General features: G+C 32.1%; 21 protein-coding genes. 20 read left to right on the plus strand and 1 reads right to left on the minus strand.

Translation table 11 applies throughout. The features are described from left to right. The first annotated feature begins 5 nt into the window (after positions 1 to 5). The 11 genes from ABID14_RS03960 to ABID14_RS04010 all read left to right on the plus strand — a co-directional run bounded on the left by ABID14_RS03960 (position 6) and on the right by ABID14_RS04010 (position 10,651). Positions 6 to 1,070, plus strand: a complete 1,065-nt coding sequence (locus tag ABID14_RS03960; RefSeq protein WP_354367358.1) for a 3-methyl-2-oxobutanoate dehydrogenase subunit VorB — start codon at positions 6 to 8, stop codon at positions 1,068 to 1,070. Further along, positions 1,070 to 1,822, plus strand: a complete 753-nt coding sequence (locus tag ABID14_RS03965; RefSeq protein ID WP_354367360.1) for a thiamine pyrophosphate-dependent enzyme — start codon at positions 1,070 to 1,072, stop codon at positions 1,820 to 1,822. The genes ABID14_RS03960 and ABID14_RS03965 overlap by 1 nt, the downstream gene beginning before the upstream one ends. Then, positions 1,822 to 3,024, plus strand: coding sequence for a 2-oxoacid:acceptor oxidoreductase family protein (locus tag ABID14_RS03970; protein ID WP_354367362.1), 1,203 nt, complete (start codon positions 1,822 to 1,824; stop codon positions 3,022 to 3,024). Before ABID14_RS03965 ends, ABID14_RS03970 begins: the two co-directional genes overlap by 1 nt. A gap of 544 nt (positions 3,025 to 3,568) precedes the next feature. Then, positions 3,569 to 4,819 (plus strand): ABC transporter ATP-binding protein, encoded by a 1,251-nt coding sequence (locus tag ABID14_RS03975; protein ID WP_354367364.1) that lies wholly within the window; start codon positions 3,569 to 3,571, stop codon positions 4,817 to 4,819. Next, entirely contained in the window at positions 4,812 to 5,447 is a 636-nt protein-coding gene (locus ABID14_RS03980; protein ID WP_354367366.1) for an ABC transporter permease, read from the plus strand. Before ABID14_RS03975 ends, ABID14_RS03980 begins: the two co-directional genes overlap by 8 nt. Continuing rightward, the gene (locus ABID14_RS03985) at positions 5,444 to 6,415 is read left to right on the plus strand and encodes an osmoprotectant ABC transporter substrate-binding protein (protein ID WP_354367368.1); all 972 of its coding nucleotides are present in this window, start codon (positions 5,444 to 5,446) and stop codon (positions 6,413 to 6,415) included. Before ABID14_RS03980 ends, ABID14_RS03985 begins: the two co-directional genes overlap by 4 nt. Next, complete coding sequence (locus tag ABID14_RS03990) at positions 6,415 to 7,059, plus strand: ABC transporter permease (protein WP_354367370.1); 645 nt, start codon at positions 6,415 to 6,417, stop codon at positions 7,057 to 7,059. The genes ABID14_RS03985 and ABID14_RS03990 overlap by 1 nt, the downstream gene beginning before the upstream one ends. Before the next feature lie 789 nt (positions 7,060 to 7,848). Continuing rightward, positions 7,849 to 9,165, plus strand: a complete 1,317-nt coding sequence (locus ABID14_RS03995) for a cytosine permease (RefSeq protein WP_354367372.1) — start codon at positions 7,849 to 7,851, stop codon at positions 9,163 to 9,165. Next, positions 9,162 to 9,344 carry a hypothetical protein gene (locus ABID14_RS04000; RefSeq protein ID WP_354367374.1) on the plus strand — a complete coding sequence of 61 codons (183 nt, stop codon included), beginning with the start codon at positions 9,162 to 9,164 and terminating at the stop codon, positions 9,342 to 9,344. Before ABID14_RS03995 ends, ABID14_RS04000 begins: the two co-directional genes overlap by 4 nt. Positions 9,345 to 9,357: 13 nt before the next feature. Beyond that, a complete protein-coding gene (locus ABID14_RS04005; protein ID WP_354367376.1) occupies positions 9,358 to 10,071 on the plus strand; it encodes a GntR family transcriptional regulator in 714 nt (237 codons plus the stop codon). Between the two features lie 112 nt (positions 10,072 to 10,183). Continuing rightward, on the plus strand, positions 10,184 to 10,651 hold the full coding sequence (locus ABID14_RS04010; RefSeq protein ID WP_354367378.1) for a nucleoside deaminase: 468 nt from the start codon (positions 10,184 to 10,186) through the stop codon (positions 10,649 to 10,651). A 160-nt stretch (positions 10,652 to 10,811) separates the two neighbouring features. Here the strand turns inward: ABID14_RS04010 and ABID14_RS04015 are convergent, their stop codons facing one another. Continuing rightward, positions 10,812 to 11,177, minus strand: a complete 366-nt coding sequence (locus ABID14_RS04015) for a helix-turn-helix domain-containing protein (RefSeq protein WP_354367380.1) — start codon at positions 11,175 to 11,177, stop codon at positions 10,812 to 10,814. Positions 11,178 to 11,381: 204 nt separating this feature from the next. Here ABID14_RS04015 and ABID14_RS04020 point away from each other — a divergent pair, with 204 nt between their 5' ends. The 9 genes from ABID14_RS04020 to ABID14_RS04060 all read left to right on the plus strand — a co-directional run bounded on the left by ABID14_RS04020 (position 11,382) and on the right by ABID14_RS04060 (position 20,466). Continuing rightward, positions 11,382 to 12,737, plus strand: coding sequence for a sodium/glutamate symporter (locus ABID14_RS04020; protein ID WP_354367382.1), 1,356 nt, complete (start codon positions 11,382 to 11,384; stop codon positions 12,735 to 12,737). Between the two features lie 12 nt (positions 12,738 to 12,749). Beyond that, complete coding sequence (locus ABID14_RS04025; RefSeq protein WP_354367384.1) at positions 12,750 to 13,826, plus strand: NAD(P)-dependent oxidoreductase; 1,077 nt, start codon at positions 12,750 to 12,752, stop codon at positions 13,824 to 13,826. 55 nt (positions 13,827 to 13,881) lie between these two features. Then, on the plus strand, positions 13,882 to 14,295 hold the full coding sequence (locus ABID14_RS04030; protein ID WP_354367386.1) for a hypothetical protein: 414 nt from the start codon (positions 13,882 to 13,884) through the stop codon (positions 14,293 to 14,295). Positions 14,296 to 14,889: 594 nt separating this feature from the next. Next, positions 14,890 to 15,222, plus strand: coding sequence for an OadG family transporter subunit (locus ABID14_RS04035; RefSeq protein WP_354367388.1), 333 nt, complete (start codon positions 14,890 to 14,892; stop codon positions 15,220 to 15,222). 53 nt (positions 15,223 to 15,275) lie between these two features. Then, positions 15,276 to 15,689 carry a biotin/lipoyl-containing protein gene (locus tag ABID14_RS04040; protein WP_354367390.1) on the plus strand — a complete coding sequence of 138 codons (414 nt, stop codon included), beginning with the start codon at positions 15,276 to 15,278 and terminating at the stop codon, positions 15,687 to 15,689. An 18-nt stretch (positions 15,690 to 15,707) separates the two neighbouring features. Beyond that, positions 15,708 to 16,841, plus strand: a complete 1,134-nt coding sequence (locus ABID14_RS04045; protein WP_354367392.1) for a sodium ion-translocating decarboxylase subunit beta — start codon at positions 15,708 to 15,710, stop codon at positions 16,839 to 16,841. A gap of 74 nt (positions 16,842 to 16,915) precedes the next feature. Next, on the plus strand, positions 16,916 to 17,890 hold the full coding sequence (gctA, locus tag ABID14_RS04050) for a glutaconate CoA-transferase subunit A (RefSeq protein WP_354367394.1): 975 nt from the start codon (positions 16,916 to 16,918) through the stop codon (positions 17,888 to 17,890). Beyond that, the gene (gene gctB / locus ABID14_RS04055) at positions 17,890 to 18,684 is read left to right on the plus strand and encodes a glutaconate CoA-transferase subunit B (RefSeq protein ID WP_354367396.1); all 795 of its coding nucleotides are present in this window, start codon (positions 17,890 to 17,892) and stop codon (positions 18,682 to 18,684) included. Before gctA ends, gctB begins: the two co-directional genes overlap by 1 nt. A gap of 15 nt (positions 18,685 to 18,699) precedes the next feature. Continuing rightward, on the plus strand, positions 18,700 to 20,466 hold the full coding sequence (locus tag ABID14_RS04060) for an acyl-CoA carboxylase subunit beta (RefSeq protein WP_354367398.1): 1,767 nt from the start codon (positions 18,700 to 18,702) through the stop codon (positions 20,464 to 20,466). Positions 20,467 to 20,643 lie beyond the last annotated feature (177 nt).

The raw sequence follows: 20,643 nt of genomic DNA on the forward strand, positions 1-20,643 counted from the left end.
TAAATATGGCAAAAGTACTTATGAAAGGTAACGAAGCAGTAGGGGCAGCAGCTATTGAAGCGGGCTGTAAACATTTTTTCGGTTATCCTATAACTCCTCAATCAGAAGTTCCAGAATATTTAGCAAGAGAACTACCTAAGGTTGACGGATGCTTCTTACAAGCGGAATCAGAAGTTGCTGCAATAAATATGCTTTATGGAGCAGCAGGTGCAGGTGCAAGAGTTATGACATCATCATCTTCACCGGGGGTTGCACTTATGCAAGAAGGTATATCATATATGGCTGGTGCAGAACTTCCTTGTGTAATAGTTAATATGATGAGAGGTGGACCAGGTCTTGGTTCAATTCAACCATCTCAAACAGATTATTTTCAATCTACTAGAGGAGGTGGAAATGGTGATTATAGAACAATAACACTTGCTCCATCTTCTGTTCAAGAATTAGTTGATTTGGTAATACTTGGTTTTGACCTTGCAGATAAATATAGAAATCCAGTTGTACTTATGAGTGATGGTGTATTGGGTCAAATGATGGAACCAGTTGATTTTTCATTAGCTAAAAAAGGTGCTATTCCGGTTAAAGATTGGGCAACAAATGGTAAAGGAAATCATCCTGGAGAAAGAAATATTATCAATTCAATTTATTTATCAGCGGAAGATTTAGAAGCACATAATAAAAAATTGATGGCAAAATATGCAGAAATTTGCGAAAATGAAGTTAGAGTTGAAGTGGAAAACATTGAAGATGCACAGTTAGTAATAAACGCTTATGGAACAACTGCAAGAATTGCAAAAACAGCAATTGAGTCTTTGAGAAAAGATGGATACAAAGTTGGTTTAATAAGACCAATCACTTGTTGGCCTTATCCATATGATGTATTTAAAGATATAAATCCAGATTGCAAAGATGTTCTTGTTTGTGAAATGAATCAAGGACAAATGACAGACGATGCTAAAATCGCAGTAGAAGGAAGACAAAAAATCCATTTCTTCGGCAGACAAGGTGGAGTTATACCAACAGTTGAAGAAATAAAAGATGCTGCACTTAAAATTTTAGGAGGTCTTAAATAATGGAAAATACTAATGAAAAAGTACTTTATAAATATTCAGAGGGCCTAACTAGACAAGAAACTCACTATTGTCCAGGCTGTACACATGGAGTTATCCACAAACTTGTAGCAGAATGTTTAGTGGAGTTAGGAGTTCTTGACGATACAATTGGAGTTGCACCAGTTGGTTGTTCTGTACTAGCATATAAATATTTTAATTGTGATATGCACGAAGCAGCTCATGGTAGAGCTCCTGCAGTGGCAACAGGAATTAAAAGAGTTCACCCGGATAAATTTGTTTTCACATATCAAGGAGATGGAGACTTAGCATCAATTGGAACAGCTGAAATAGTTCAAGCTGCTCACAGAGGAGAAAATATTTCAACTATTTTCGTAAATAATGCAATTTATGGTATGACTGGTGGACAAATGGCTCCAACAACTTTACTTGGACAAGTAACTACGACTTCTCCATATGGAAGAGATGAGGACTGGTCAGGGAAACCAATAAAAATGAGCGAATTACTTGCAACAATAGACGGAGCAAAATTTGTTGAAAGAGTATCTGTTGACTCTCCTGCAAATATTAGAAAAGCAAAAAAAGCAATCAAAGAATGTTTTGAACTTCAAATAAGCGGAAAAGGATTTGGAATAGTAGAAGTTTTATCAACATGTCCTACAAACTGGGGTCTACCTCCTGCAGATGCACTAGGATGGTTAAGAGATAATATGATTCCTTACTACCCACTTGGAAATTTAAGGAGGGATAAATAATGACTACTAGAAATATTATTGCCGCTGGATTTGGTGGACAAGGTATAATGGCTATGGGCCAATTAATAATTTATGCTGGTATGCTTGAAGGAAAACATGTATCATGGCTGCCTAGTTATGGTCCAGAAATGCGTGGAGGTTCAGCAAACTGTTCTATAGTAGTTTCATCTGATCCAGTTGGTTCACCTGTAATTTCACAAGCTACAGATGTAATCGTGATGAATGGACCTTCATTGGAAAAATTTGAACCAAATGTTGAACCGGGTGGAAATTTATTTATCAACTCATCACTATGTAATATTGAACCAAAAAGAGATGACATAAATATATTTACGATACCAGTCTCAGATTTGGCAAATGAAGTAGGTAATCCTAAAGTTGCTAACATGATTATGCTTGGAGCATTTTTGGCAGCTACAGAACTTGTAAAATTAGAATCAGTAGTAAAAGCATTTACGAAAGTTTATGGCGATTCGAAGAAAAAATTACTTCCAATTAATGAAAGAGCATTAGCCACTGGAATTGATGCTGTTAAAGCAGCAGGATGTGTAGGTGGAGTTTGTCATATAGAACTTGATAAAACAAATACTGAAGTTAAATCTGATTACTCAAGACAAAGACAAGCAAATATTGAACTTTCAGGCACAGATATTGGTAATATTGATTATCTCAAAAATATTAAAAAATATTCTGAAGAGGATGACGAAAAAATCTTTGCAAGTGAGATGTCTATAGTACAAGAAGCATTAAGCGTTGAAGAAGAATCTATCAAATATTATGATAAAGCAGCAGAAATGCTTGAAGGGGATATGGCAGCAGAAACATTTAAATCTCTTTCACATCAATCGGATGAACATGTATCCTATTTAGAGGGACTTAAAAATGTAATATCTGAAGATGAAAAAGTTTCACTTGGTGATAAAATAAAAGAAGCACTTACAACTAGAGAAGAATATGACTGGGGTAAGGTTGATCCTAATAAAGTAAGACTTGCTCTAAATGTGTTCTCTATTGGGATTGACATAAAAAATCAATCAATCAAATTTTATAAAAAAGCTGCTGAAAAATCTCAAATTGAAGAAGCAAAAAAATTATATGATGAATTAGCATTTTGGGAAGATTTCCAATTAGGACAACTAAGAGGACAATACGAAGTTTACAGAGACGAGTGGTGGGCTGACCAAATGTTCTCAAGATTATAATTTTATAAAATTTAAATAATTATAGATGCATGGTTTTATAAATATAAGACCGTGCATTTTTTCATATTTTAACTGATACTAGTATTTTTTTAAAAGTAGACTTATCATACCTCGATTAAAAAAATTTAATCGTTCTTGACCTTTAGGCAGGTGATGTTTTTAATATTATTTTTAATTTACTTTATAAATTGTAAAGTAAATTCTAGTAAAAAAGAATTTTATTTTAAACAGATTTTAACGAAATTGCCATCTCTAGTTTATTGGAAATTGAATTGATAGAGTTTGTAACTAGTACTGAGTCTATAAAAATTTCTATATTAGATAATTTGATTATAAATTATTTAATATGAAAAACTTCTACAGTATAGTAAACAATGGGTATAAAAAGTATTAGATTAAGCTTTTATAAGCTTTTATTATATTGGGAACTATTTTAAAACTTAGATTATTTTTGCGTAGATCCCATAAACTCGCCATTAATTGAAAATATATCTGTTTTTTTGCTATACTAATATAAGGCTAGTGATGAAAGGAGTTAATTGACTTGATAGAATTTAAAAATGTGAGTAAAGTCTATCCTGGAAATCAGGTTGCGGCTAAAGATATAAATTTAAAGTTCAAAGATGGAGAATTTATATGTTTTATTGGAGCAAGTGGTTCGGGAAAGACTACATGTATGAGAATGATAAATAGAATGAACGATATAAGTTCTGGAGAAATCTTAATTAATGGTGTCAATATTAAAGATATGGATCCAGTTGACCTTCGTAGACAGATAGGTTATGTCATCCAACAAATTGGACTTTTACCACATATGTCTGTATACGACAATATTGTTCTTGTGCCTAGACTTTTAAAATGGGACGAAGATAAGCTGAGACCGATTGCAGAAAATCTTATAAAAAAAGTAGATTTACCTGTTTCTTACTTAGATAAATACCCATCTGAGTTGTCAGGTGGACAACAGCAGAGAATTGGAGTAATAAGGGCATTGGCAGCCGATCAAGATATTATTTTAATGGATGAGCCATTTGGAGCATTAGACCCAATAACAAGAGATGCACTGCAAAAGCTTGTTAAAAGACTTCAACGTGAAATGGGTAAAACTATAGTATTTGTTTCGCATGACATGGACGAAGCTCTAAACCTTGCAGATAGAATTGTAATTATGGGCAAAGGTGAAGTGGTACAATTTGATACCCCAGAAAATATTTTGAAAAATCCTGCCAATGATTATGTTAAAGGTATGCTTGGTGAGGAAAAATTAAATGAAGCAAAGACTTCCTATGAAACAGTAGATAAGATTATGCTCAAAAATCCAGTTTCACTCACAAGCGACAGATCAACTTATGATGCACTTGCAATGATGAGAAAGAAAAGAGTAGACACTATATTTGTCGTAGATAAAGATAATCATCTGTTGGGACAAGTTGGAATGTTTGACATTCAAAAATATGGTAAGAATATTAAATCTTTAGATGAAGTATTGATAAAAGCATATGCAATTGAAGAAGATACTATCGTCATGAATGCTATTAGGGATATTTATAATTTGGACACGAAAAATCTGCCAGTAGTAGATAGAGAAAATCACTTAGTAGGACTTGTGACACGTGCCACAGTTGTAGATACAATTTATACTAACTTGTGGGGTACTGATGGAGATATAGAGGAAGAAGAAGTCTTTGAACAAGATAATTTATCTGAACTTATGCATCAAGCCTCAGGTGAAGTTTCATCAAAAATAGGAAAAAATAAATCTGATTATAAAAAGTCAGGTGAGAAAAATGATTGATTTTTTGGTTCAAAATAATGCTGAACTTTTGCAAAAATGTTTTGAACATTTATATATTTCAGCAATATCACTAATACTGGGTATAGTAGTTGCAGTGCCAGTGGGAATACTTTTAACGAGATCAAAAGTTGCTGCAAAAATTGTAATGATTGTAGCCTCTATTTTACAAACTGTGCCTTCTTTTGCGTTGTTGGCACTAATGATACCTCTATTTGGAGTAGGTGTTAAGACTGCAATAGTTGCTCTATTTATATATTCTCTATTACCAATTATGAGAAATACGTATTTAGGTATTGATGGTGTTGACAATAACTTAATGGATGCAGCTAAAGGTATGGGAATGACTAGTGGGCAAATTCTATCAAAAGTTCAGATTCCAATGGCTATGCCTGTCATAATGAGTGGTATAAGATTATCGGCAGTATATGTTCTTGCTTGGGCAACTCTTGCTTCATATATAGGAGCAGGTGGACTTGGTGATTATATATTTAATGGATTGGATAATGCAATAATGCCAATGGTTGTTTGGGGGACAATACCAGTTACTTTGATAGCTATATTAATGGATTTTGCACTTGGAAAATTAGAGCATAGATTAACACCTAATAAGACTAGCGAGGTGGCATGATGAAAATAAAAAGAAGTATTTTAATAATATTATTATCATTTATCACATTGGCCACATCTTGTACTTTGCCAGGTATTGGTGCTGACGCTAAAAATGATATTGTAATAGCTTCAGGTTCAAATACAGAGAGATTAATACTAGGCGAGATAGTCGCTCAGATGATTAAACACAATACAGATTTGAAAGTCGATATGATACCAAATCTTTCATCCTCAATTTTAAATCATATTGCAATGCTAAGAGGCGATGTTAATATAGCGGGAGGAATGTATACGGGTACAGCATTAACTGGAGAACTTGGGATGGAGCCAATTAAAGATCCGCAGGAAGCTATGAAAGTAGTCCAAGATGAATATTATAAACGTTGGGATAGACTATGGTATCCATCATTTGGCTTCGAAAACACATATGCATTCATGGTCACTAAAGAATTTGCAGAAAAACATCAACTCTCTAAAGTATCTGATCTGGGTAAATTAAAAGATGAACTAAAAGTAGGTGTAGATACTGCATGGATGACAAGAGAGGGAGACGGCTACAAGGCCTTTCAAGAGCTATATGGATTCAAATTTAAAGATATATATCCAATGCAAATAGGGCTAGTCTATACAGCTCTTGCCACTAAAGAAATGGATGTAGTTTTAGGATATTCAACTGATGGCAAGATTGCATCTTACGATTTAGTATTATTAGAAGATGACATGAAATTATTCCCGCCTTATGATTGTTCACCTGTAGCGACTGCTGCAATAGCCAAAACTCATCCAGAAGTAAATGAAATTCTTTTAACGCTTGCTGGCAAAATTTCGACCAAAACTATGCAGCAATTAAATAGACGTTCAGACGAAGATTTAGTAGAACCAGCACAAGTTGCCAAAGATTTTTTAGAAGAAAATAATTATTTTGAAGGAACAGAAGTAGAAGAAAAATATAGAATTTTTGACGATGTCTTAAAGGAGGAAAGATAATGAGCGATGTATTTTTGTATTATTCACAAAATGGAAATTATGTATTCTCCCAGTTTATCAGACATTTCTTAATATCAATATACGGAGTCCTATTTGCTGCTATAATATCAATACCACTGGGGTTTTTTATAGCGAGAAGAGGAAAACTTTCAAATATAATAATTGGTATTGCAAATATAATGCAGACTATACCTTCACTTGCAATGTTAGCAATACTTATGTTTGCACTTGGAACCGGACCAAATACTGTAATATTTTCGGTATTTTTGTATTCAATACTTCCAATATTAAAAAATACAGTTTCAGGGATAAATTCTGTTTCGCCAGCCCTAGTTGATGCAGCAATGGGGATGGGTATGACGAGAATTCAAATAATGAAAAAAGTAGAATTTCCCCTTGCAGTATCAATAATAATGGGTGGAATTAGAAATGCATTAGTTGTTGCAATTGGAGTAACTGCAGTTGGAACATTTATTGGAGCCGGAGGACTTGGTGATATAATAACAAGAGGAATTACAGTAGCCAATGGAGGTCCTATAATAATAGCGGGTGCAATACCAACAGCACTTATGGCAGTGCTTGCAGATTTATTACTTGGATTTATAGAGAACAAATTAAAACCAACGACTTTTACAAAAGTATAATTTATGTGAAATTTGTTTAAAATTAACTAGATTTTAAAAACGAAATATAAACTATAGGGCTAATTTAGCCGCCTATATAAAAATATAACCAATAATGAAACCTGTTTAAAACAAAATTTGTTAAGAACAGAAAGTAAATTCACATTGATACAAGGATATTAAAATAAAATTTGGAACTTAACTTGGTCTAGCGGACAAGAAAGGTTCTGAATTTTATTTTTTATTTAATTATAATGAATCTATTTTTAAATAGATATTATATAAATATTCAAATCATTGATATTCACTTAATTGTCAGAGGGTATTCAAAATTTCGTTTGTTTCTCACACTTATAGTTATCTTGATTAAGAAAACTTAAATGAACAGTCCTCTTTGTACGCAAATGGTTAAATAATCTGTATATGGTGTAGTAATTTTATATAATTTTAATGATGAAATTATTCAAATATTTAAATTAAAAATTGATGTAAATCTGTAAAAATAGGTTTTTATCGATATTTTTAATAAGCAGCTTATATACAATAATTTATGTAATATTATGTTTTGTTCTTCCCTATTATTTTTACATAATATTAATCCTTATATTTTTTTATTGTTATTCTCAATTTTTTAAAGTTTTAAAAATTTATCCATAGTATAAGTTTCATCAATAATAATTAAAATAAAATTCAATAAATGTTTAAAAAATCACATAAAAAATATTGTATTTTGAAATGTAATTTGCTACAGTATTATCAAATGATTGGTAATACCAATATAATTTATCTTAATATCTTAAGGAGGAGAGTATGAAAGCGAATGTAAATCAAGACTTTGAAAAAATTGTGGATATGGATTTTGAAAAATCTGCAGTACCTTTAGATGCAAGAAAGAGTTTTTGGAGTATCACTATAGTTTGGCTTGGATTTGTATTTGTAATAACAAGTATGATGACTGGTGGTGGATTAGCTAGTGGTCTTTCTTTTAGTGAAATTATTTTTGCCATAGCTATTGGGAATATTTTTTTGAGTGTCATAGCTATTGCCATAGCGAACATGGCTAGCAAAACTGGGCTTAGTTTTGCTTTAATTACACGATATACTTTTGGAAATAAAGGTTCAAAAATTGCAACATTATTTGTGCCAATAGTCAATATTGGTTGGTACACAATACAAGCTGCTACATATGGGAATTTTATAGCGAGTGTTCTCAATATAGAAGGGGCGGGAGAACTTGTTATATTATTTTTAAGTGCCATTGTTATGGGGATATTCGCTTTTTCGGGAATTAAAGCTATTACAATTTTAGGTTATGTGGCTATTCCAGCAATTATTTTTCTTTCAATAGGTACGGCTATAAAATCTGGTATGATTGCTGGATGGGATACTATAATTAATTGTGTGCCTAAAGATTCTATGTCAGTAGTTAATGGAGTTACAATTGTAATTGGGACTTGGATTTTATCTACCGCTACTTGTATAGCAGATACAATGAGATTTGCTAAGAACAGAAAAGAAGCTATGTTAAGTGCTTGTGTCGGTCTACTAGGCGGGAATAGCTTATTAATATTATGTGGAGCAATTGCAGGTATTGGAATGGAAGACAGTGATTTAACTGCTGTGCTTTTAAAATTAGGTTTAGTCGTTCCGAGCTTGATACTCATGACAACAAATATTTTTACTACAAATGCGGCTAATTTGTATTCGTCATCTCTAAATCTAGCAAATAGTTTTAGAACAGATAGGAAAAAAATCATAGCTATTGTATTAGTAATTTCTGGTTTGTTATGTCTAACTCGTCCATATAATATAGACATGTTATTTAAATTCCTAAATTTATTAGGGGTAATTGTGCCTCCGTTGGCCGGAATAATATTATCTAACTATTATATTATTAATAAAGGTGAATATCCTGACTTAGATAGTGAGGAAATTAAAGAATGGGACTTTACTCCTTGGATAAGCTGGGCAATAGCATTGGTTATAGTAAAACTTCTAGAAGGAGTCGCAAAAGGCGGAAGTGCTATGAATGGAATATTTGGTCTACCGGCATTAAATGGTATTATTGCTGGATTTTTGTTATATACTTTAATAGCTAAAGTTTTTGTAAAAAGGAGTATCTTATGAACGAAAAAGAATTAATCAAAAAGTATAGGACAATTTCTATAATTGGAATTATTATTATGGGTATTGGTTCTTTTATGAGTTGTTTATCTACTTCTACATTTGGTATGAGAGCAGGGACATTATTACTTTGTATTAGTATTATTTTATCTATAATTGGTTTTTCTAAATGGCAGCCGTAAATAGAGTGTTAAAATGAACTTACGTAATAAAGCAAGAAATTATATATTAACAGAAATAAAAAATATTAAAAATTTTGGTGCTGAAAAGTTACCTCCAGAGCGTGAATTAGCAAAAAAATATAATATTAGCAGAGTCACACTTCGTAGTGCTTTAGCTGATCTAGAGCGTGAAGGTAAAATAATTAGAAAACAAGGAAAGGGAACTTTTATTAGTCCAAATTTTGAAGATATGAAAGTGGATCTTTTTCGGATGAAGACATATTCACAGATAATACAAGAACAAGGATATGATATTTCTGTAAATACATTAGAAACCAAACTGGTAAAAACTCCTCAATTCGTAAAAACAACTGGACTGTATGATTTTGATTCGATGGTACTTACTTCAAGAATTTACTATGCGAATAAGATTGTAGCTGCAATATGTATAGATTTTTTAGAAATATTTTTTAAAAGAGATTTACATAAAATTTCTCTATATCCCGGATCTATATTCAAATATCTTTATGATAATTACGCAATAGAACTTTCAGCTGGTAGTATACAGTTTCATGCAATTAATAGTGAGGATATTACTAAATATATTAAGATAGCCCCACACTTATTATCTACTAATTATCTCTTAATTAGAGGTATAGAATATGATTTAATGGAGAATCCTAGAATATTCACTAGAGAATATGTTAATACTGATATAATTCCAATAACTGCAATAAGAAGAAGATGACAACAATAAATATAATGAGAGGAAATAAAAAATGAAAAAAACTTTTACAGTAGAATATGAGGAAAAAGAAGAATATAAATTATCCGATTTAAAAGAACATGAAGTTAAGTGATTGTATCGTGTTCTAGAAATTTGTAAAGAAGCTAAAGATGCTGGGAATTATCCTTTTGGATGTCTTTTGGCAGATGAAGAAGGGAATATCTTATTAGAACAAGGTAATGAGGAAGTAACTTTAGGTGGAGATTGTACAGCACATGCTGAAGCTCTATTAATGAGGAAAGCATCACAGATATATACTAAAGAAGAAATGAAAAACTTCACTCTATATAATTGTGCCGACTCTTGTGCTATGTGTACTGGTGCAATGTATTGGGGTAATTTAGGCAGACATGTTTATATAGCAAGAGAATCAGAACTTAAAAAATATACAGGCGATGATCTTAGAAATCCGACACTTAATTTGCCAAGTAGAGTTGTGTTTGCAAGTGGACAGAAAGATTTTGAAACTTTAGGACCATTTATAGAATTAGAGGCAAAATTTTTTGAGTTGCATAAAGATCATTGGAATCCCACTAAATGAAATAAAATTAAAATACTATTTACATTAATATTTTGGGAACTGTTAATTTTTAAAATTATTTATTCTAAATTACTTTTGAATAAATTATAGCTTTATTTAAATATTATTAAAAAAACTCTCTTTATAACTTTATTTTTTTAGGTTATATAGAGAGTTTTTATTATCTTAAATTTTTAATTCTTAAAGCTGCTTTGACACCAAAGTCAGCTATATCTTTAATGAAATCTTCGTCTTTTAAATATTCTTTAGGTATATTGTATTTTTTTATTATTTTATTAATGAGGTCATGTTGATAAATAATTTCTTCTTCTTGAATTAACTTATCCTTAAAATTTCTATCAAACAATGTATCTAATGAAATATTGAATATATCCGCAAGTTTTATAATAACATCCTTGTCTGGAAATCTTTCATCTGTTTCATATCTACCTATTGTAGGTCTTGATAAATTTAGTTTATCAGCAAGCTCTTTTTGAGTTAATTTATTTTTAATTCTTAAGTTCCTAATATTGGTACCAAAAGACATTCTATCACCATGTTATTAATATTATTTATTATAGTAGCATAAAAACATTAAAAACAATCGAAATGAACCGAATAGACACAAATATCTAATAATTACCTTGACAGTACCGAAACGACACACTATAATTAAATTATAGAATTCTATTACATTATCTTGTTAAAGATAAAATATTAATATATCCGGATATTTCATAAAGGAGTAATTATGGAATTTACATTATGGGATTTATTAAAAGACACAGCTCTACTAGGTTTTTTGATGATAATTGGTCAATTTTTGAGAGCGAAAGTTAAAGTATTTCAAAGTTTGCTTATGCCAGCATCTTTGATAGGAGGTTTTATAGGTTTAGCTTTAGGACCAAGTGGTTTTGGCATTTTACCTTTTTCTAATCAATTATCCTCTTATGCAGGGGTATTAATTGCTATTGTATTTGCTTGTACTCCAATTGGAGATAAAAGCTTAACGAAGGAAGATATTAAAGGAGTTGGAGGATTTTTTTATCAAAATACTGGAATTTTAATTTTACAGTATGCTGTCGGAATGATTTTATCCCTAGGAATTTTAAATAAATTTTGGGATTTACATGATTCATTTGGTTTAGTCTTGGCAACAGGATTTTATGGTGGGCACGGTACAGCTGCGGCAGTTGGAGAAATGTTCAAAGATTATGGTTATTCTGAATTTTTCGATTTAGGAAATACATCAGCAACAGTAGGACTTGTTGGTGGAATTATCGTGGGTATGTTTCTAATTAATTGGGGAACTAGGAAAAATTACACTAACTATGTAAGTTCTCCTAAGGATTTGCCTGAAGAAATTAAAAAAGGTTTAATTCCAATAGATAAACAAAAATATTCAGGAAAAATTACTATATCTAATATGTCTTTGGATCCCCTTATTTTTCACTTATCATTAGCTCTTGTTGCAGCTTATTTAGGAAGAATAACATCAAAATTTATACAAAGTAAAATAAATTGGTTGTCAATTCCAGTTTTTGTTTTGGCTCTAGTTTTTGGTTATGTAATTCAAGGTATTCTAAAATCAACAAATACTAGTCAATATATTGATAGACCAACTATGCAAAGAATAAGTGGTTCAGCCACAGATTTACTTGTTATTTCAGCTGTTTCATCCTTGAATTTGGGAGTAATCCAAGCAAATCTTGCCCCACTTGCGATAACGTTTTTAATTGGTTTTATTATAAATGTATTGTGGTTTTTAAGAGTTAGTAAGTACGCATCTTCACGAGATTGGTTTGAAAGAGGAATTATGAACTTTGGCAGATCAAATGGTGTAGTAGCAACGGGAGTTTTATTAAATAGAGTTGTAGATCCTGATCAAAAATCTAGAGGATTAGAAGATACAGGTATAACAGATTTAATGAATAGACCTGTTGCAATTGTGCTCCAGGTTTTACCACCATTATTCATAAGTATGGGAGGTAGGTATCCTCTTTATACAACTATTGTTATAATAGCTGGATTTTTAGTACTTACAATACTCGCGCTTGTATTTAAGTGGTGGACACCTGGAAAAATGCAAGGTAATCAAAAGAATTAAGGGGGTAATAATATGACATTCGATGTAATGCATTTTGAAGTGCTAGGTAAAGAAAGAGATTATTTAATAGAAGAAACTAATTCTTTAATATCTAAGGGGGTACTTCCAAATGATTTTAAATCACTATTTACCCCGCTCACTTTACAAGATTATTTAAAAGATAATGATGAAATTTTGCCAAATATTATTACTATAAAAACTCATTCAATTATACCTGAAGAATATATTTCATCAGAACCGAGAAAAAGTATAATTACTAGAAGTGCTGGTTATGATCATCTAGAAAATATACAGGAATATGTAAATATTGCATCTCTCAGGGAATATTGTGTAGATGCAGTAGCTCAAACGGCTATCAAATTTGTTTTTACAACTTTAGGTAATCTCAATGAATATACTTATAACGCACAGACATTTGAAAGAAATAAAACAGATTCATTTATTGAAATTAATAATAATAGGGTCGCGACAGTATTTGGGGTTGGGAAAATAGGATCAAGAATATACGAAATTTTAGAAAAAATAGGTTTCACAGTTCAAGCAGTTGATATTAGACAGGAAGAACTCAAAAATGACAATAAATACAAGAATTTTAAGTTTGTAGATAAAGAAATGGCCATTAAAAATTCTGATGTAATTATTAATGCAATGAATTTTACAAAAAATAAAAATTCTAAATTTTATAATGAAAATTATTTTAATGAAGATTATCTTCGAAAAGCTAACAACAAAATAGTATTTATAAATGTAACTAGAGGAGAAATAGCACCAGAATCCATTCTTTTAAAATTATATAAAGAGGGATTAATAATTGGATTGGGTTTGGATGTATTTAGTAGAGAATCAGTTTTAACAGAGTGTTTGACTGAAGACAGAAAACTTGATACAGAAAATTTAAAAGCAGCATATGAAATTATTGATAAGGCGCAAAATAGGGCATCAAATTTTTATGTGCAACCACATCAAGGCTTTAACTCTGATTTAGCAGCGAGTGCGAAAGCTCATGAGGCAATTGAACATTTGAAATATTGGTATCAAAATGGTCAAAATACATTCAAAGAGCAACTACCATATTATAGTGAGAAATAAAATAAAGTTTACTGCATTAATTATATTCTTGCTGCTATTAAATTTTGTTTTCTATATGAACGATATTAGAACCGATGAAATATACCAAACAAATATGCTAAATAGGTTAGGCATTCATGATATAAAAAAAACATTTCATGAAGAATTCACAACACTACAGGGTAAAAATTATGTTATTGATGAATATAATTTTCTTGATATCGACTTGGATAAGTTAGATAGTGATAAGTTTATGAATTTTCAAGAATTTAAAAAGAGTAGTATCTATAAGGACATCAAATATTGTAAGGAAATGAAGAAGTATTTAAATTCATTTAAAAAAGATAGTATAAAAGTTTACATCTATAGGCGCGGTAACTTAGTTTACCATAATGAAGATTTTGGCAACAAGAATATAATAATAACATTCTTAGATTTAGATAAATCTAATATAACTGTTATTAATTTTGTGAAAAAAAGTTATATTTAGATAGAAATAATAAAGCTCAATTAATATATTTCTAGTTAAATTGAGCTTTATTTTATTTAAAAATATAATGTATATAAAAATATTAAAAATTGTATTTTAAAATCATTAATACAAAAGTCTAGATATTAATATTGTTTATTAATTGTTAAAAAAAATCAAGCTGTTATAAAAGTATAATATAAGGACTTTATACTAATCTTCGACAATTACTAGTTTTAATTTAATGTAAAAAGATTTTATGTTTTTTGTATTTTTATAAATAAAAATTGAAAGAAATCTTTTTCATTTAGTCAAAAATTTTCTACAAAAATAATCTATTTCTGAATAATTTTATAAAAGTTTAAGAAATTTTTAACAATTGTAATTTAAATACAAAAAAAGCAATCAAAACGCAAATTTAGACTTTTTACTCGCTTTAAGAAAACTTTAAAATTCATAATCTATCATGTATAATAACTTGTGTAGGGAAAGATTCTTAATTTTAAAAATTTACATAATGCGTTCTCCGTTGAATAGAGGGAAAGTCTTTGTTATAATGTTTTTAAAAGTTGGAATATATTCCATTATACGAAAACTGCATTTGGAGGTGTAATAATGATTGGAGATAAATATCTCACTGTAAGCGAAGCTTTAGGAGTATCTCTAACAGGAATCGTAGTTGTTTTTTTGGCACTTATTGCTCTTTTAATAGCGATAAAAATCATTTCCGCGGTAGTAGGGTCTATTGAAGGTTCTGTGTCTCATGGAAAAGAAAATGTTGTTGCCAAACCAGCAAGTCAAAGTAGTAGTCCAGCACCAAGAGCACAAGCTAAGGTAAATAATGAAGTTGATCCACAAACTTTAGCGGCGATTATTGGTGCTATAAGCATGGAAAGAAGATCTAAAATCGACGGTTTTAAAATCGTCTCAATCACAGAAGTTAAATAATTTTGTGATTTACAAATCTATTATTTATTATTTATTTGGAAAAGGAGAAATTAATGAAATATCAAGTAAAAGTAGATGGAAAAGTTTTTGAAGTTGAAGTTGAAAAAATTGATGGAGGCCTTTCATCTCTTCAACCAGGTCAATTAACACCACAAGCACAAGCACAACCTCAAGCACCTGTTCAAGCAGCTGCACCAGCACCTGCAGCACCAGCTCCACAAGCAGCGCCTGCAGCACCAGCGGCACCAGCAGGAGGAGCAGGAGATGTAGTTGCACCAATGCCAGGTACAGTACTTAAACTAGCTGTTAACGACGGAGCACAAGTTTCAGAAGGAGATACTGTTCTAATTCTTGAAGCTATGAAAATGGAAAACGAAATCTCAGCACCATGTGCAGGTACTATCAACTTTAATGTAAAAGCTGGTGAAACAGTAGACACTGATGCAGTACTTGCAAGCATTAAGTAATATAGGAGGACGACAATTATGTTAATAGAAACATTACAGGGCATTCTCAGTGAGTCAGGTTTTGCAGCACTTCAATGGCAAAACGTTGTAATGTTTGTAATCTCCTTTATACTGCTATACTTTGCAATTAAAAAAGAATATGAGCCACTATTACTACTTCCTATAGCATTTGGTATGCTTCTTAGAAACTTACCAAGCACAGGACTTATGGATGTTTTAGAACCTTGGCAAAGTTCAGGGGTTTTGGCTATCATGTATAATGGAGTTAAATCAAATTTATTCCCATGTTTAATTTTCATGGGCGTTGGAACAATGACTGACTTTGGACCGCTTATTGCTAATCCAATTTCACTAATCCTTGGTTCTGCTGCACAAATTGGTATTTATTTTGCCTTTGTTACAGCAATTGCCCTAGGATTTTCTGGTCCACAAGCGGCTTCTATCGGTATTATTGGTGGAGCTGATGGACCTACAGCAATATTTACAACATCTCAATTGGCGCCTGAACTATTGGCACCAATCGCAGTTGCAGCTTATTCGTATATGGCGCTTATTCCAATGATACAACCGCCTATAATGAAAGCTTTGACAACAGAAAAAGAAAGAACTACAGTTATGACATCACTTAGAAAAGTTTCTAAGTTAGAGAAAATTATTTTCCCTATAGTTGTAGTTTTATTCACAGCACTACTTCTACCAGACGTTGCACCACTTCTTGGTATGTTAATGCTTGGTAACCTATTTAAGGAATCTGGAGTAGTTAATAGATTATCAGATACAGCTCAAAATGCTCTAATGAATATTGTAACTATCATGCTTGGTGTTACAGTTGGAGCGACTGCAGACGGTACTACATTCCTTGCAATGAGTACTATTAAAATCATAGGTCTTGGACTTATGGCATTTGCTTTTGCTACTGCAGCAGGAGTTATATTTGGAAAGATTTTATATGTAGCTACTGGTGGAAAGATTAATCCACTTATTGGTTCTGCAGGAGTTTCTGCCGTTCCTATGGCAGCTCGTGTTTCTCAAGTTGAAGGTAGAAAATATAATCCTACAAACTTCTTATTGATGCACGCAATGGGACCAAATGTAGCGGGAGTTATTGGATCAGCTGTAGCAGCTGGTGTATTCTTAATATTATTCGGTTAGAATGCTTCCGCTCCCTCGGGGGCGGAAAATTAATAAATATCAAGTTATCTATATGTAATTAAGGAGGTTTTAACTTGAGTAAAGTAATGGAACTTAAAGACGCCATAGCTAAATATGTTGAAGATGGCGATGTAATATCTCTAGGAGGATTTACAACAAACAGAAAACCTTACGCAGCAGTTAATGAAATTCTACGTCAAGGTCAAAAAGATTTTATAGTTGAAGCAGGACCAGCAGGTGGAGACTGGGATACATTAATAGGAGCTGGCAGAGTAAAAGCATACATAAATTGCTATACTGCTAACTCAGGATATACTAATGTATCTAGAAGATTTAGAGCGGCAATTGAAAATGGAGAACTTCTAATGGAGGACTATTCTCAAGACGTTGAAATGCAAAGAATTCACGCAGCAGCTCTTGGACTTCCATACCTACCATGTAGACTTATGATGGGTTCTTCTCTTGTAGATGAATGGGGTATTTCTAAAGAAGAAAGAGCTAAAATTGACAAGCTACCAAATGACAAATTTATATATGTAGAAAATCCTTTCAAAGAAGGAGAAAAACTTGTAGCTGCACCAGTACCTGAAATTGATACAGCTATTATCCATGTTCAAATGGCTTCTCCAGATGGAACTACTAGAATTCTTGGAAATACTTTCCACGATGTTGATATCGCTATTGCAGCTAGAAAAGTTATTGTTACTTGCGAAGAACTTGTAAGTGATGAATATATCAAAAACTTTGATGCAGCTGATAACAAAATTCCTGGATTCTGTGTTGATGCAGTTGTTCACGTTCCATATGGTGCACACCCATCACAATGTTATGACTACTATGACTATGATGCAGATTTCTACAAAATGTATAATGTGGTTTCAAAAACACAAGAAGATTTTGATGCATTCTTAGATGAATGGGTTTATGCAATGAAAGATTATGATGAATACCTAAATAAACTAGGAGCAACTAGATTAATCGGACTTAACAACGTTCCTGGATTTGGATACGCAACAGACGTACTAAAGAAGGAAGGAGAAGATAAATAATGGCTAGATATGATAATTATACAAATAAAGAAATGCAAGCTGTAACTATTGCAAGACAAATTAAAGATGGTCAAATTGCAATTGTTGGTACTGGTCTTCCTCTAATTGGGGCATCACTTGCTAAAGCAGTTTATGCACCTAATTGCTATTTGATAGTGGAATCAGGGTTAATGGACTGTGACCCAATAGAAGTACCTAGATCAGTTGGTGACAACAGATTTATGGCACACTGTGGAGTTCACTGGACAAACGCAACTTATGTTGGTTTCCAAGCTAATGAATGGAAACATGACAAAAAAAGAATGATTGCTTTCATCGGTGGAGCTCAAATTGACCCATATGGTAATGTTAACTCTACTGTAATTGGTGACTACCACAACCCAAAAACTAGATTTACTGGTTCAGGTGGAGCAAATGGTATTGCAACTTATGTAAATACTATTATCATGATGCAACATGAAAAAAGAAGATTCATGGACAAAATCGACTACGTAACTTCTCCAGGTTGGATAGACGGTCCTGGTGGAAGAACTAGAGTTGGTATTCCTGAAAATGTTGGACCTCAAATGGTTGTAACTGATAAAGGTATTTTAAAATTTGATGAAGAAACTAAGAGAATGTATCTTGCTGGATATTATCCATCTTCATCACCTGAAGACGTTATTGAAAACACTGGATTTGACATTGATGTAAGCCGTGCAGTTGTTCTTGAAGAACCTGACGAAGACGTTATTAAACTAATAAGAGAAGAAATAGATCCGGGCGAAGCTTTCATTAAAAGGCCTACAGAATAATAGAAGGAGAGATTTATGGGTCAATATTCACTAGCTTCATATTTCCAAAATATGAAGACAATTGGAAGTCCTTTAAAGGCTAAGGACGAAGCAAATTATAATGAACTTAGAAAAGTAGAAGAAGAAATAAAGGAAGCTGCAGAAAAAGCTCTAGCGGCAGGGAAACCCGACGAAAAAGTAAATGCACGTGGAGAAATGACTGCACTTCAAAGAATTGCAGAACTTATAGATGAGGGAACTTGGTGTCCTTTAAACACAATTTACAATCCAGGAGAAAATAATCATGGCTCAACTGGTATCATCAAAGGACTTGCTAAAGTTGATGATAGATGGGTTTATATTGTTGCAAGTGACAACAAAAAGCTAGCTGGTGCTTGGATTCCAGGTCAAGCAGATGACTTGTTAAGAGCTTCTGACACTGCAGAACGTCTAAGAATACCTCTAGTATATATTCTTAACTGTTCAGGTGTTAAACTTGACGAACAAGAAAAGGTATATCCAAATAGACGTGGAGGCGGTACTCCATTCTACAGAAACTCAAGACTTAACCAACTAGGAGTTCCTGTTATCGTCGGAATTTATGGAACTAACCCGGCAGGTGGTGGATATCACTCAATTTCTCCAACAATCCTAATAGCTCACAAAGACGGAAATATGGCTGTTGGTGGAGCTGGTATTCTTGGCGGTATGAGTCCTAAAGGATATATCGACATGGAGAGTGCAAACCAAATAGCAGATGCTAGTGCTAGTGCTAAGAAAACAACTCCTCCAGGATCAGTGGGAGTTCACTTTGCACAAACTGGTTTCATGAGAGAAGTTTACACTGAAGAAGATGGTGTACTTGAAGGAATTAGAAAATATCTTTCTATGCTTCCTAAATATGACAGAACTTTCTTTAGAGTAGACGATCCAAAAATGCCACTATATAATGCAGAAGAAATTTATTCAATTCTTCCAAAAAACACTAAAAAAGTTTATGATATTTATGAAATTATCGCTAGACTTTTTGACGGTTCTGAATTTATGGAATATAAAAAAGGATATGGTCCAGAAATGGTAACAGGACTTGCAAAAGTTAATGGTCTTCTTGTTGGTGTTGTAGCTAACGTACAAGGACTATTAATGAATTATCCTGAATACTATGGCGACAAACATGTTGGTATTGGTGGTAAGCTTTATAGACAAGGTCTTATCAAAATGAACGAATTTGTTACTCTTTGTGCTAGAGACAAATTACCTATAGTTTGGCTACAAGATACTACAGGTATCGATGTAGGAGATGACGCTGAAAGAGCGGAACTTTTAGGACTTGGTCAATCACTAATTTACTCAATTCAAAATTCTGATCTTCCACAAATGGAAATCACTATGAGAAAGGGTACAGCAGCAGCTCACTACGTACTTGGTGGACCACAAGGTAACGACACTAACGCATTTTCACTTGGTTCAGCAGCTACTGAAATCAACGTAATGCATGGTGAAACAGCTGCCAATGCGATGTACTCTAGAAGGCTTGCTAAAGACAAAAAGGCTGGCAAAGATCTTCAACCTACAATTGATAAAATGAATGAACTTATCCAAGATTATGTTGAAAAATCAAAACCATTCTCTTGTGCTAAATATGGTTTAGTTGATGAAGTAGTAAATATGGATCTTTGGAGAAATTATATAATTGCATTTGCAGAATCTTGCTATCAAGATCCAGAAGCAATTTGTCCAGTTCATCAAATGCTTTTACCAAGAGTTATTAGAGATTATGATAATCTAAATAATATTAAATAAATAAAAAGATTTATTGGATAATCTCTCTTGAGATTATCCAATATTTTTATGTATTTAAATAAATTTTACTTAAAGAAAATTATATATACAAAAACTTATGATTAGTAATTTATAAAAACCCTTAAACCGTTGAAATTTCTTGATTACACGGATTCTCTTTTTGACAAAACATTTAAT

This window comes from Peptoniphilus olsenii (assembly GCF_040545475.1).
Taxonomy (GTDB): Bacteria; Bacillota; Clostridia; order Tissierellales; family Peptoniphilaceae; genus Peptoniphilus_A; species Peptoniphilus_A olsenii.